This is a genomic window from Deinococcus planocerae, assembly GCF_002869765.1.
GTDB lineage: Bacteria > Deinococcota > Deinococci > Deinococcales > Deinococcaceae > Deinococcus > Deinococcus planocerae.
This window is the reverse complement of record NZ_PNOR01000019.1, coordinates 55,775-69,465: the sequence shown is the minus strand read 5'-3', so window position 1 is coordinate 69,465 and position 13,691 is coordinate 55,775. Positions and strand designations below refer to the sequence as shown.

Below are 13,691 nucleotides of genomic sequence, written 5' to 3'. Positions count from 1 at the left end.
GTCTCATGAAGCGCATTCCCGCCGCCCGCCGCACTGCCCTGCTCGCCCTGCTCGCCCTGGGGGCCGCCGGGGCCCAGTCCTCCACCCAGTCGGCCTACACCGGCCCCCGGGTGCAGCTCACCTTCCTGCACGGCTTCACCGGCGCCGACCGGCCCGTGATGGAGCGCCTGATTCAGCAGTTCAACGCCGCCCACCCCAACATCCAGGTGCGGGGGCAGGCGCAGCCGTGGGGCACGACCTGGCAGCAGCTCCCGTCGCTCGTCGCCTCGGGCCGGGCGCCCGACGTGGTGGTGATCAACGAGGACCAGATCACCAACTTCATCGCGCGCGGGGCCGTGTCGCCGCTGACCGACGCGGAGCTGCGCACGGCGGGCATCGACAAGGCGCGCTACTACGGGCCGCTGTTCCAGACGGCCAACTACGAGGGCAAGTCCTACGGGGTGCCCATCTCGTCGGTCGCGTACGTGATGTTTTACAACAAGGACCTGATGCAGAAGTCGGGCGTCACCAAGGTGCCCACCACCCGCGCCGAACTCCTGCGGGCCGCCCAGCAGTGCACGACCGACACGAGCGGCAAGAAGGCCGGTCAGGCGGGCTTCAACAAGGCGAACCTCAGCACCTGGGGCATGAGCCTGTACAACAACTGGGTGGGCTCGCGACTCGCCTACGCCGCCATCTTGCAAAACGGCGGCTCGCTCGTGGACCGAAACCTCAACGCCAACTTCAACTCCCCGCAGGCGGTCGAGGCCGTGCAGTTCCTGGTGGACCTCGTGCAAAAGCATGGCGTGGCCCGCCCGAACAGCACCGAGGAGGCCGAACTCGCGGCTTTCAGCCAGGGCAAGGTCTGCTTCTTCCCCAGCGGGCAGTGGTACACCGACCGCTTCGAGCAGCAGAAGCTGAACTTCGGCGTGGCCTTTGTGCCGCGCATCGGCAATCAGAAAGACGCCGCGTGGGGCGGGTCGAGCCACCTGACCCTCCCGCGCCAGCGCGCCGGGTACGACGCCAACAAGCGCCGGGCCTCGCTGGAGTTCATGGACTGGATGACCGCGCCCGCCCAGAACCTGGCGTGGACCGAGGCGGGCAGCCTGCCGGTGTCGCCCGTCGTCGCGCGCGACAAGAAGTTCGAGGGCCGGCCTATCGCGGGCGTGTTCAGCAAGCTCGGCAGCATCTACGCCACGAGCGGCTTCCCCTGGGGCGGCCAGGTGCTCGGGCCCTTCGACAACGCCTGGGCGAACGCCTACAGCGGCAAGCAGAGCGTGAAAGCCGCCCTCGACGCCGGGGTGAGCGAGGCCAACAAGCAGATCACGCAGGCCCGCAAGTCCTTCCAGTAAGGGCCCGGTAGGAGCGGTCAGGCGGCAGGCCGACTGAAGAGACCCCCACGCCGGTCACGGATGCAAACGGAGGACGAGAGGCACACGTCCGAAGTGGACGCGCCCGTGACCGGCGCCCCTTCACCCCCTCACCTCCCCAGGAGCGCCCCGCCCCGAGGCCACCCGCCCCGCCGCCCTCACCCAGAAAGAGAAGGTGCCTGAGATGACGTTCCCTATCCCGCGCCGCGCCCCCCGCCGCGAATGCCCCCTTCCCCGGCATTCGCGGCGGCCCTTCGCCTCCGGCCCCCAGGGGGGGCGGGCATGAGCCTCAGCCTGCCGCGCGAGAACGTTCCGCCCCGGCGGCGGCGCAGCTTCGAGAACAGCGGGCTGACGCCGTACCTGTATCTGCTGCCCTTCATGCTGCTGTTCTTGGTCTTCGTGGTGTATCCGGTCGGGTACGGCTTCTGGGTGAGCCTGCACCGCTGGGACCTGCTCGCCGAGACGCGGCCTTTCGTGGGGCTGGAGTACTACCGCAACCTCTTCGATTTCAGCACCCCGCAGGCGCAGTTTTTCTGGAACTCGATGCGCAACACGGGCTTTTTCACCATCCTGAGCGTGCCGCTGCTCGTGGCCGTGTCGCTGGGGCTCGCGCTGCTGCTCTACCGGCCCATCTTCGGGCGCAGCTTTTTCCGGGCGGTGTTCTTTCTGCCGGGCATCCTGACCGTCTCGGTGATGGGCATCTTGTGGCGCTGGATGTTCGACAACCAGATCGGGCTCGTGAACGCGGTGCGCACCGACCTGCTGGGCCTTCAGCCGCTGCCCTTCCTGTCCTCCGAAGGGCTCGCCTGGATTCCGGTCGTCGTCGGGACGCTGTGGTGGACCATCGGCTTCAACATGACGCTCTACCTCGCCGCGCTCGGCAACATCTCCCAGAGCCTCTACGAGGCCGCCGAGATCGACGGCGCGACCGCGTGGCCCAAGTTCCGCTTCATCACCTGGCCGCTGCTCGGGCCCGTGACCCTCTTCGTGTTCGTGACGACGGTGCTGGCGAGCTTCCAGCTCTTCGGGCAGACCCTGGTGATCACCAACGGCGGGCCCAACCGCACGACCCAGAGTGCCATCCAGTACATCACCGAGGAGGCCTTTACGAACAACCAGTTCTCCAGCGCCGCCGCGATGTCGTTCATGTTCGGGCTCGCCATGCTGATCTTCACGGTGTTGCAGTTCCGGATCATGGCGCGCGACGCCCGGGAAGGAACCTGAGATGGCCGCGCCCGCCCGCGACCTTCCGGCGGTCGCCACCACGCGTGACGCCCCGCCCCGCCGTGGCCCGCGCGACGTGCCGCGCTTCTTGCTGCTGTGCCTGCTCGCCCTGCTCTTCCTGGCGCCGATGTACTGGATGATCACCACCTCGATCAAGCCCGAGACGGACGTGATCTCCACGCCGACCCAGTGGTTCCCGGCGCGCCCCACCCTGGAGAACTACCGCGAGGTGCTGACTTCCCCGGACGGCAACATCCTCCGGTGGATGTGGAACTCCTTTTTCGTGGCGACCGTCTACACGGTGCTTCACGTCGCCCTGTGCGCCCTGACGGCCTATCCCCTCGCGCGGATGCGGTTCCCGGGCCGCGACGCGATCTTCTGGTTCATCCTCGGCTCGCTGATGATCCCGGGCGTGATCACCCTGATCCCGTCGTACCTGATGATGATCCGCTTCGACTGGATCAACTCCTTCCACTCGCTGATCTGGCCGGGGCTGGCGGGGGCGTTCGGCGTCTTTCTGCTGCGGCAGTTTTTCATGGGGCTGCCCAAGGAACTGGAGGAGGCCGCGCGGCTCGACGGCGCGAACTCCCTCCAGGTGCTGTGGCACGTGATCTTGCCGCTGAGTATCCCCTCGCTCGTGACGCTGGCCGTCTTCGCCTTCATGGGCTCGTGGAACAACTTCATCTGGCCCACCTTCGTGATCACCGATCTCGACAAGCTCACCCTGCCCGTCGGCGTGAACACCTTCTCGCAGCGCTACGTCACCGAGTACGGCAAGCTGATGGCCTCGACTGCCATCGCCTCGATTCCGGTGCTGATCGCCTACCTGCTCGCCCAGCGCTACCTGATCGCGGGTCTGTCGACCACCGGAATGAAGGAGTGAGCGTGCTCAGGGCCGCTCCCCGCCTCGCCCTCGCCCTGACGCTCGGCACCGTGCTCGCCCCGGCCTCCTCCCTCGCGGGGGGGGCTGGGGGCACGGCGGCCCGGCCCGCCACGGCTGCCGCGGGCACCTTCCAGAACCCGGTTCTCGACCAGAACTTCCCCGACCCCTTCATCCTGAAGGTGGGGAACACCTACCACGCCTACGCGACGAACAGCGCGAGCGCCAACGTGCCCCACGCGGTCAGCCGCGACCTCGTGCGCTGGGAGGTGGGCGGCGACGTGATGCCCACGCTGCCGGGCTGGGCCAAGCTGGGCCGCACCTGGGCGCCCGAGGTGGCGCGGGTGGGCAACAGGTACGTCCTGTACTTCACCGCGTGGCACGAGGAGAGCGGGCGCCAGTGCATCGGCGCGGCGACCTCGGCGGTCCCCGCCGGGCCCTTCCAGCCCGCGCCGGGCGGCCCCCTCGTCTGCCAGCTCGGCGAGGGAGGCAGCATCGACGCCAGCCCCTTCCGGGACGCGGACGGCAAGGTCTACCTGCTGTGGAAGAACGACGGCAACTGCTGCAACCAGGCCACCAACATCTACCTCCAGCCCCTCGACGCGACCGGGCTGAGGCTCACCGGCAAGGAGACGGCCCTGATCCAGAACTTCCAGCTCTGGGAGGGCAACGTGATCGAGGCGCCCACCCTGCACCGCGAGGGCGGCGTGTACTACCTGCTGTACTCGGCGGGCCCCTTCAACAGCGACCTGTACGCGGTGGGCTACGCGACCGCCTCCCGGGTCACCGGGCCCTACCGCAAGGCGCCCGAGAACCCCATCCTCGTGAGCAAGGGCACGGTCGCCGGGCCGGGGCACCAGACGGTCATCACCGACGGGGCGGGGCGCACCTGGCTCGCCTACCACGCCTGGACGGCGGGGCGCATCGGGGACGACGTGGGCTACCGCAGCCTGTACCTCGACCGGGTGACCTTCGGCGGCGGCAAAGTACGGGTGAGTGGCCCGACCGTGACCCCGCAGGCGAGGCCGACACCCTGAGGTCAGGGGAGTTGACGGGCCGAGTTGACGGGCCGTGTCGCTCGGTGGCGGCTTGCGGCGTCCCGTGCCCCCCTCGTGGGGAGACGGGAGAGAGGCACCGCAAGCGCCCTCCAGTCGCCTCCCGTCTCCTACGAAGGTCCCCTCAAACAGACCTCCGGCCTTCCTCCTCAACCCCACCGTCTTCTCCCGCGAAAGGCCCTCCATGCGTGATCCCCTCCCCCAGGACCCCCTCTATCCCGCCAACTTCGCCGATCCCTTCGTGCTCCTCGTGGACGGCACGTACTACGCGTACGGCACCGGCCTCAACGGGCGGGAGGGCGTGCGGGCCTTCGAGGTGCTGTCCTCGACCGACCTCGTTCACTGGACCTCGCACGGGGGGGCGCTGGAGCCGCTGACCCCGGAGGAGCAGGACTACTGGGCACCCGAGGTCGCGCGCAACGGGGACACTTTCTACCTGTATTACTCGGTGGGGCAGGGGGACAAGGGGCACCACCTGCGGGTGGCGACCTCGAATGATCCGCTCGGGCCCTTCACCGACCTCGGCGTGAACATGACGCCGGACGAGCCCTTCGCCATCGACCCGCACCCCTTCCAGGCGCCCGACGGCTCGTGGTGGCTGTTCTTCGCGCGCGACGACCTGACGACCGACCGCCCCGGCACCGTGCTCGCCGCCGCCGAGCTGCACGACATGACGCGGCTGGAGGGGACGCAGACGATCCTGCGCGCGACCGGGGACTGGCAGATCTACCAGCGGGCGCGCACGATGTACGGCGCCGTGTACGACTGGCACACGCTCGAAGGCCCCTTCGTGCTCTACCGGGGCGGCGGGTATCACCTGCTGTACTCGGGGGGCGCGTGGACGAACGAGAGCTACGGGGTGGGGCACGCGGTCGCCGACCACCCGCTCGGCCCGTGGACGGAGCCCAGCCCCGGCGCGAACGTGCTGCGGACCGCCGGGCACCTGCGCGGCCCCGGCCACGCCAGCGTCACCCAGGGCGGCGGCGAGGACATCCTGATCTTCCACGCCTGGAACGAGGAACGCACCAAACGGCAACTCCACGCCGCGCCGCTGCGGTGGCAGGGCGGGGTGCCGTCCGCGCTGCCCGAGTCGGTCCACTCCTGACCCTTCACGCTTTCCCCTCCGAGGTTCGAATGACGCGCCCCGCCCGATTGCGCTCCGCCCTGCTCGCCCCCTCCGTTCTCGGCGCCCTGCTCCTGTCGGGGTGCGACCGTTTCCAGCCTCCCCAGACGGGGCGCACCTACTCCAACCCGCCCGTCATCACGAAGGCGGACGGCACCCGCGTCGAGTCCTGCGCCGACCCCGACATCCTGCGGGGCCCGGATTCCAACTGGTATCTCTACTGCACCACCGACCCGCACAACTCCACCGACCGCGACGTGGGCGGCAACCTGATCTTCCACCTCATCAGCATGGCGAAGTCCACCGACCTCGTGAACTGGACGTACGTGGGCGACGCCTTCACGGCCAAGCCGAGCTGGGTGAAGGACGACGCGGGATTGTGGGCCCCCGAGGTGGTCAGGCAGGGGGACAGGTACCTGCTCTACTACACCGCGTCGGACACCAAGGCGGGCGGCAGCGCCATCGGGGTGGCGACCGGGCCCACGCCAACCGGCCCCTGGACGGACAGCGGCGCGCCCGTCGTGGAGCCGCAACCCGCCCCCCAACCCGGCGCGGACCCCAACGGGCGGCGCTGGGTGTTCGACCCCGAGGTCCTGACCGACGCCTCCGGCACCCGCTGGATGTACTACGGGAGCTACTTCGGCGGCATCTCGGTGCGGCAGCTCAGCGCGGACGGGCTGAGGACCGACCCGGCCACCCAGAAGGAAGTCGCCCTCGACAACCGTTACGAGGGCGCCCAGGTCGTGCGGCACGAGGGCTTCTACTACCTGATGGCCTCCGCCACGAACTGCTGCGGCGGGCCGCTGACGGGTTACAGCGTCTTCGTGGGCCGCTCGGCCAGCCCGACGGGGCCCTTCGTGGACAAGGACGGCGTGTCGCTGCTGGACCCCCGCGTGGGCGGCACCCCCGTGCTCAGCATGAACGGCAACCGCTGGGTCGGCCCCGGCCACAACGTCGTCTTCCAGGACGCCGCCGGGCGCGACTGGACCGCCTACCACGCCATCGACCGCTTCGACCCCTACATCGACGTGACGCGGAACATCAACAAGCGCCCGATGCTCCTCGATCCCGTGGACTGGGTGGACGGCTGGCCCACCGTGCGGGGCGGAGCCTGGGCGTCCGACACCCCCCAGCCTGCCCCCGCCGCCCGGCCCGGCGAGAAGACCGCGCCCGCCTCGCCCGTGGTCGCGAACGACGCCTTGGGCGAGAGGCTCGACGCCTACAGCGACGAGTTCACCGAGGCCACCCTCGCCCCCCGCTGGACGTGGGTGCGCCCGCCTGCCGAGGGCGTCGCCGGACTGGAAAGCGGCACCTTCCGCTTCGACACGCAGTCCGCCGACCTTTTCGTGGACAGCAACAACGCGTCCGTGCTGACCGAGGACGCGCCCGCGGGGAACTACGCCGTCGAGGTCAAGCTCAATATCAATCTCCCCGACTCGGGCTGCTGTTTCAACTACTCGCAGGGCGGCCTCGTCGTGTACGGGGACGACAACCGCTACCTCAAGGTCGCCGTGTTCTCCAACTTCAACACCCGTCAGATCGAGTTCGCCAAGGAGGTCTCCGCCGCGGAGGCCCCGGCGGGTTACCCCCGTTACGGCAACACGGTCCTCGCCTCGCCGGGCCGCGATACCTGGCTGCGGGTCGTGCGCCGGGCCAGGGGCAACGAGGAGACCTACACGGGCTACTCCAGCCGCGACGGGGTGAACTGGACACGCGGCGGCACCTGGACCCACTCCCTCGGGCAGGCGAAGATCGGCCTCGTCTCGATGGGTGGGGCGGGCTTCACCACCCGCTTCGACTACGTGCGGGTGTACCGGCTGAAGGACTGACGCGCCAGAACCCGGGAGAGCAGGAGGCCGCATTCGCCGCGGCCTCCTGCTCTCCTTTCCCGTCTTGTCAGGCGTCCGGATTCGCCTCCCAGTCGGTGAGGCTGTAGGTGCCCACCACGACGCCCGCCAGCCCCAGGAAGTACGCGCGCTCCTTGGACCCCTTCAGGGCACTCACCAGGAAGGGCAGGGCCGCCAGCGCGGGCACGCTCGACAGCTCGATCTTGCCGTGGAGGGGGAAGGGAATCATCCGGCTCAGGGCGGGAGGATAGTCGGTCAGGGCGCTGATCACGAAGTACGTGCCCGCGAAGGCGTACGACGCGGTGCGGGCGGTGCCGTTCAGCCCCAGCAGCGAGGGCGCGGCGACCATCGTGCCGCAGGCGACGTAATCGATGATGCCGTGCAGACGCGGGGAAATGGGTTTCATGCGCCCCAGCATGGGGAAGCGAGCCTCAACTCGTGTGGCGTTTTCCCCAAGACCTCTTCAGGAGCTGACAAAGAAATTGATTCAGCTCACAAAGAAAGAGAGGAGGCAACTGATAGAAGCTCTTCTATAAGGTCGGCTTGTCACAACGAAACCCGAGTCCCCACCGTAGCTTTTCATACGCCGCTCAAAGGGCTCAAGGCTGTCTTTGGAAGGCGTCACGGCTGGATGAAGGCGGGGCGGATGGACGGTGGGCTCCGCTCTGCCAAGCTGTGGGGGAGTCCAACAACGGAGGGTCCACCATGCATAAACGTCTTCTGACTGCCGCCACCGCCTTGAGTCTCGTCATTCCCGCTGCGCTCGCCGGGGGCGCCCAGGGGCAGCCCGTCGGGCCCGTGACCACCGCGCAGGTCTCGAACGACACCGACGTGCTGTTCATGGAAGTGGCGAGCATGAGCAACCTCACGGAGATCACGACCTCGCAGCTCGCCCTGCAAAAGAGCACGAACCAGAACGTGCGCGCCTACGCCCAGCAGATGATCACCGAGCACACCCGCGCCCAGGCCGAGCTGCGGGCCCTCGCCAACGCCAAGGGCGTGCGTATCGCCGACAAGCCGGGCGCGGATCAGCGCCTGCTGTACAACCGCCTGACCACGCTCTCGGGCGCGGCCTTCGACGCGGCCTACAAGAACGTGCAGGTCAACGGGCACCAGATGACCCTCGACCTGATCGAGACCTACCGCCCCCTGAGCAAAGACCAGCAGGTTGGCGCCTACGCGGCGAAGATCCAGCCCGCCGTGGCGCGCCATCTCGAAGAGGCCAAGGCGCTGCCGGGAAGCTAAATCCGTCCAGCAAAACAGACAGCGAAAGGGGCCCGGTGGAATGCCGGGCCCTTTTCCTGTGGTGCACGGCGTTACCCCTTCACCCCGCCGCTCGTCACGCCCTGGATGTAGTAGCGCATCAGGAAGGCGAAGAGCACGAGCAGCGGCACCGCCGAGAGCACGTAGGAGGCCATCAGCGCCCCGTAGTTCGGCGTGACGGCGGTGGCGGCCCCGCCTCCCTGGAAATTCACCAGCGCGACGGGCAGGGTGCGGTGCGCCTCGTCGAGGACGAGCGAGGGCAGCAGGTACTCGTTCCACACCGGGATCAGGCGGATGATCGCCACGGAGATCAGGATGGGCAGGCTGATCGGCAGCACGATCCGGCGCAAGAGTTGCAGGTGACCGGCCCCGTCGAGCCGCGCGGCCTCCAACATGTCCTTGGGGATCGCCTCGAAGGCCGCCCGCAGCACCAGGATGGCGAAAGGTTGCCCGGCGGCGATGGTCGGCAGGATGATCGCCAGGTAGTTGCTCGGCAGCGTCAGGTTGCGAATCTGCACGTACAGCGGGATCAGCGTCAGGAACTCCGGCACGAGCAAGAGGGCGAAGGTGATCCCGAACAGCAGGTGCCGCCCCGGGAAGTCCATCAGCGCGAAGGCGTAGGCGCTCAGGGAAGCGAGCACCAGCGTCGCCAGCACGCTCGTGACCGTCACGATCACCGAGTTCAGCAGCGGGCCCTGAATCTGCGCCCAGGCCACCGCGTAATTCTCAGGGTGGAGGGTGGACGGGATGTTGAGCAGGTTCTCCGCGTACTGCACCCGGTCCTTGAAGGAGTTGACGAGGCTGAAGTACAGCGGGAAGAGGGCGAGCAGCCCGAAGAGGACGAGCACCGCCTGACGGACGATCTCGCCCGGCGTGAGGCCCACGCGGCGCGGCCCGGCGGTCATCTCGACCCCCGGCTGAGCCAGCGCGAGAGGCCCGTCAGCGCGACGACGAGGATCATCAGCAGCACGGCAATCGCCATCGCGTAGCCGTACTCGCCGTCCCGCGTGGCCGTGAAGTACATCAGCAGGGCGGGCACGGTCGTCGCGAAGCCCGGACCCCCCGAGGTCAGCACGAGCGGGCTGATGAAGTACTGGACGTTGCCGATGATGGCGAGCACGGCGATCAGCCCGAGTTGCGGGCGCAGCAGCGGCAGGTCGATCCTCAGCACCCGCCGCCACCCCGTCGCCCCGTCGATCTTCGCGGCGTCGAACACGTCCTGCGGGATGGCCTGGAGCCCGGCGTACAGCAGCAGGAAGTTGAAGGCGTCCACGTACGGAAAGCCCAGGAAGATCAGGCTGTAGAGCGCCGTGCCCGGGTCGCTCAGCCAGTCGTGCCGCAGCCCGCTGAGCCCGACCGACGCCAGCAGGTTGTTGAGCAGCCCGTCGCTGCGGTAAAAGCTGCCCCACACGAGCAGCAGCACCAGCGAAGGGATCACGATGGGGATGACGAAGAGGGTCCGGTAGGCGTACTGCCGACGCTGGCCCCGCAGGTGGAAGATCAGCTCCGAGATGAGGAGCGGCGGCACGAGGGCGAGGATCAGCCCCAGCACGACCCAGATCGCCATGTTCAGGGTGGCCTGCCCCATCACGGGGTCGCTGACCGCCCGCTGGAAATTCTCCACGCCCGTGAAGTTGGGGACGTTCAGGCCGTCCCAGTCGGTGAAGGCCCGCGTGACCGCGATGTAGGCCGGGTAGTACGAGAAGTACCCGACGAGCAGCAGGGTCGGCAGCAGGAAGAGGTAGGCGGGCCAGCCCCGCCGCAACCGGGCGAGGGTGCCCCACCGGGGGGAGGGGCTGGGGCGAAAACCGGGCAGGGCGGTCATGGGGTCTCCTTGTGGGGCAAAAGGGGCAGGCCGGGAGAGGCGCGCGTGGGCGTCCTTCCCGGCCTGCCGTCAGGCGGCCCGGCCTATGGGCCAGGTGTGACTCAGGGTGGTGAGCAGATACGGACGGTCACTCATGTGGGGGTTTCCTTCAGTACTTGGAAAGATCGACCTTGTTCTTGCGGGCGTAGTCCTGGGCGGCGCGGTCGAGCACCGTCTGCGCCTGGGCCTTGGCCTGGTCGAGCGTGATGTTGCCGCTGAGGTACAGCCCGAAGATGCGCTGCATGTCCACCCAGCCGAGGTTCGCCGAGGCGTTCTGCGCGCCGATGGAGCGCTCGGGCAGCTTGATCTGCGTCGTGATCGCCCCGGAGTCGAAGTTGCTCAGCGCCAGCCGCACGCTCGTGCCGGGCCAGGTGGGCGCGTAGGTGCCCTGCTCGGCGGTCAGGCGTTGCAGATTTCTGGGCGTACCGAAAAAGCGCATCCAGTCGAGCACCGCTTCTGTCTTGCCCTTCTCGCGCATGGTCTTGTTCGAGAGCGGCGTGCTCATCGCGAACTGGAAGCCGCCCGTGCCCGAGTAGGCGTTCGCCGTGTTCACGCCCGTCGCGTGCCTGCTCTCGTTCTTGGAGAGCTTCGGGAAGTTGAAGGCCCCCACCGGGAACTTCACGCCCGCGTCGAGCATCTCGCGGACCTTGTAGCTGCCCTCGTAGAGCATCGCTTCCTTCTGGCCCACGAAGTCCTGGAAGGCGTCGTAGTTCTTCGCCGGGTCGGCGGTGAGGTAGTCCTTGGGCCAGGTGTCGGTGAACTGCTTCATCACCGGCCACCACGACATGAAGCGGTCGTCTTTCGGCGTCAGGATGCCCTTGTGGATCGCCACCGCCTCGTCGAGCGGCGACTGACCGGGCAGCCCGTCGTACCCCGTGAGCTTCGCGTAATCCTTGGAATAGAAGTCGGTCAGGAAGTGGCGGCTCCACCACGGGTAGGCGGGCACGGCGTGCATGGGAAAGATGCCCGCCGCGTTGAGCCGCTTCGACGCCGCGATGAGTTCGGGCCAGGTCGTCGGTACCTTGGTGACTCCCGCCTTCTTGAACAGGTCTTTGTTGTAAAAGATCGTGTACGCCACCTTGTCGCCGCTCAGGGTGTACACGGCGCCGTTGGCATTGCGGCCCTCGGCGAGCTGGGCCTTGTCCATCACGTCCTGCCACGCCTTGTTGCCGGGGACATACGGGTTGGGCTGCTTGAAGGCGGGCGCGAGGTCCGCCGCCACCCCCCTGGGCAGGGTGGAGTTCAGGCTGTAGGCCTGGGCCCAGTACACGTCGAACAGCTCGCCCGCCGCCGCCTTTACCCGGATCATGGTGTTCGTGTCGGGGATGGGCTGGGTGTAGAACCGGATCTTGATCCCGGGATACCTCTTCTCGTACTCGTCGGCGATCTGCTGAAACACCTTGAGTTGGTTTTCCTTTTTCACACCGGGGAAGTTGGGCGTGTAGTCGGCTGCCGCCATGTTGATCGTGCCCCGCCACGAGCCGGGCGCGGCTCCCGCCGTCGAGGCCAGGGCGGGCGCGGCGAGCAGCAGGGCGGTCAGGGTCAGTCTGCGGTTCATAGGTCCTCCGGATGAGCTCATTTAGCCCCGAGCATAACAACGTGGGCGGCGGAGAGATTGGCCGATTTGTTATAGACTTCAAACTTTTGCCGTGCGCCCCCCCGACCTCAACGGCTCGCCCGCCACGCCGCGTCCGTCCACTTTCCCTCGCCCCGGCTGCTTTCCACCGCGCGCTCGATGAAGTGGACGCCCCGCGCCCCGTCCTCCACGGTGGGGTAGTCGGGGGTGGGGTAGTCGGGCACGTGCTCCCGGCCCTGCGCCTTCGCGCGGATGTGGGCGGCGGCGCCGAGGTAGATGTTGGCGAAGGCTTCCAGGAACGCCTCGGGGTGGCCGGGGGGAAGACGGGTCGCCCGCCTGGCCTCCTCGCTCAGGTACGGGCTCCCGCGCGTGAGCACCTGCCTGGGACCGTCGAGCGTGTCGTGGAGGAGGTGATTGGGCTCCTCCTGCCGCCAGTGCAGGCTGCCCCTCGTGCCGAAGACGCTCAGCCGCAGGTCGTTCTCCCGGCCTATCTCGACCTGGGAGACGGTGAGCAGGCCCCTGGCCCCACCCCGGAAACGCAGCAGGACGCTGGCGTCGTCGTCCAGCCGCCGCCCCGGCACGAAGGCGGTGAGGTCGGCGCAGATCGCCTCCAATTCCAGCCCGGTGACGGTGGAGACGAGGTTCTCCGCGTGGGAGCCGATGTCGCCGATGGCGCCGCCCATGCCGCTGCGGGCCGGGTCGGTGCGCCAGCCCGCCTGCTTGTTGGTCTCCTCGTCCTGCTCCTGGGCGAGCCAGCCCTGGTGGTACTCGACGGTGACCTTGCGCAACTCACCCAGTTGCCCCGAGCGGACCATCTGGCGGGCCTGCCGCACCATCGGGTAGCCGGTGTAGTTGTAGGTGACGGCGAAGACCACGCCCGACGCCTCCACCACCCGGATCAGGTCGTCCGCCTGCTCGCTGCTGACGACCAGAGGTTTGTCGCTGACGACGTGGATTCCAGCCTCCGCGAACGCCCTGGCGACCGGATAGTGCAGGTGGTTGGGCGTGACGACAGAGACGAAATCGATCCGGTCCTCGCGCCCCAGCTCCCGCTCCAGCATCTCTTCCCACGAACCGTAGTTGCGGTCGTCAGAGAGCCCGAGGGCGAGCCCGGAGGCGCGGGCCTTCTCCGGCGTGCTCGACAGCGCCCCGGCCACAAAGTCAATCTGCCCGTCGAGCGCGGCGGCGTGGCGGTGCACGGCCCCGATGAAGGCGTCCTTGCCGCCGCCGACCATGCCCATCCGCAGGCGGCGGGTCATGCGAACCACCGGGGGTGCGGGGCGTCTTCGGGAGGTTTCACCGTTCGGGATGGGTTGTGGGGCATGGTTCCATTGGAACCCTTCGGGCACCCGGTTGCAACGCTCGCGCGGCGCCGGGGCGAGTCCGGCGTCGCCCCGGCGCCGGTCCCGGAGCTTTTGACGAAAGAAGGGTTGCGCCCGGTCCGTTGGAGATGCGTCGCGGAGTTCCCCCTGAGCGAAGCGGAGGGCTCGGCGTGACCTTGTTCGTGTGT

The 13,691-nt window shown here is 68.3% G+C and carries 12 protein-coding genes; 7 read left to right on the top strand and 5 right to left on the bottom strand.

Features of this window, described 5'->3' with window-relative positions; all coding sequences use genetic code 11:
• Positions 1-5 precede the first annotated feature (5 nt).
• The 6 genes from A7B18_RS12355 (at position 6) to A7B18_RS12330 (ending at position 7,460) form a co-directional block, all read left to right on the top strand.
• On the top strand, positions 6-1,331 hold the full coding sequence (locus A7B18_RS12355; protein ID WP_102127003.1) for an ABC transporter substrate-binding protein: 1,326 nt from the start codon (positions 6-8) through the stop codon (positions 1,329-1,331).
• A gap of 300 nt (positions 1,332-1,631) precedes the next feature.
• Positions 1,632-2,573, top strand: coding sequence for a carbohydrate ABC transporter permease (locus A7B18_RS12350; RefSeq protein WP_102127002.1), 942 nt, complete (start codon positions 1,632-1,634; stop codon positions 2,571-2,573).
• Position 2,574: 1 nt separating this feature from the next.
• A complete protein-coding gene (locus A7B18_RS12345) occupies positions 2,575-3,456 on the top strand; it encodes a carbohydrate ABC transporter permease (protein WP_102127001.1) in 882 nt (293 codons plus the stop codon).
• A gap of 2 nt (positions 3,457-3,458) precedes the next feature.
• Complete coding sequence (locus A7B18_RS12340; RefSeq protein WP_245872855.1) at positions 3,459-4,490, top strand: glycoside hydrolase family 43 protein; 1,032 nt, start codon at positions 3,459-3,461, stop codon at positions 4,488-4,490.
• A gap of 202 nt (positions 4,491-4,692) precedes the next feature.
• The gene (locus A7B18_RS12335; RefSeq protein WP_102126999.1) at positions 4,693-5,613 is read left to right on the top strand and encodes a glycoside hydrolase family 43 protein; all 921 of its coding nucleotides are present in this window, start codon (positions 4,693-4,695) and stop codon (positions 5,611-5,613) included.
• Between the two features lie 29 nt (positions 5,614-5,642).
• Entirely contained in the window at positions 5,643-7,460 is a 1,818-nt protein-coding gene (locus A7B18_RS12330) for a glycoside hydrolase family 43 protein (RefSeq protein ID WP_102126998.1), read from the top strand.
• A 67-nt stretch (positions 7,461-7,527) separates the two neighbouring features.
• Here A7B18_RS12330 and A7B18_RS12325 read toward each other — a convergent pair whose 3' ends face one another.
• Positions 7,528-7,884 carry a hypothetical protein gene (locus A7B18_RS12325; protein WP_102127021.1) on the bottom strand — a complete coding sequence of 119 codons (357 nt, stop codon included), beginning with the start codon at positions 7,882-7,884 and terminating at the stop codon, positions 7,528-7,530.
• Between the two features lie 299 nt (positions 7,885-8,183).
• Between A7B18_RS12325 and A7B18_RS12320 the strand changes: the two genes are divergently transcribed.
• Positions 8,184-8,723 (top strand): DUF4142 domain-containing protein, encoded by a 540-nt coding sequence (locus tag A7B18_RS12320; protein WP_102126997.1) that lies wholly within the window; start codon positions 8,184-8,186, stop codon positions 8,721-8,723.
• Between the two features lie 71 nt (positions 8,724-8,794).
• Here the strand turns inward: A7B18_RS12320 and A7B18_RS12315 are convergent, their stop codons facing one another.
• The 4 genes from A7B18_RS12315 to A7B18_RS12300 form a co-directional block, all read right to left on the bottom strand.
• On the bottom strand, positions 8,795-9,646 hold the full coding sequence (locus A7B18_RS12315) for a carbohydrate ABC transporter permease (protein WP_102126996.1): 852 nt from the start codon (positions 9,644-9,646) through the stop codon (positions 8,795-8,797).
• Positions 9,643-10,566, bottom strand: a complete 924-nt coding sequence (locus tag A7B18_RS12310; protein ID WP_102126995.1) for a carbohydrate ABC transporter permease — start codon at positions 10,564-10,566, stop codon at positions 9,643-9,645. The genes A7B18_RS12315 and A7B18_RS12310 overlap by 4 nt, the downstream gene beginning before the upstream one ends.
• Before the next feature lie 148 nt (positions 10,567-10,714).
• A complete protein-coding gene (locus A7B18_RS12305) occupies positions 10,715-12,163 on the bottom strand; it encodes an ABC transporter substrate-binding protein (protein ID WP_102126994.1) in 1,449 nt (482 codons plus the stop codon).
• Between the two features lie 107 nt (positions 12,164-12,270).
• A complete protein-coding gene (locus A7B18_RS12300) occupies positions 12,271-13,440 on the bottom strand; it encodes a Gfo/Idh/MocA family protein (protein ID WP_102126993.1) in 1,170 nt (389 codons plus the stop codon).
• Between the last annotated feature and the right edge of the window lie 251 nt (positions 13,441-13,691).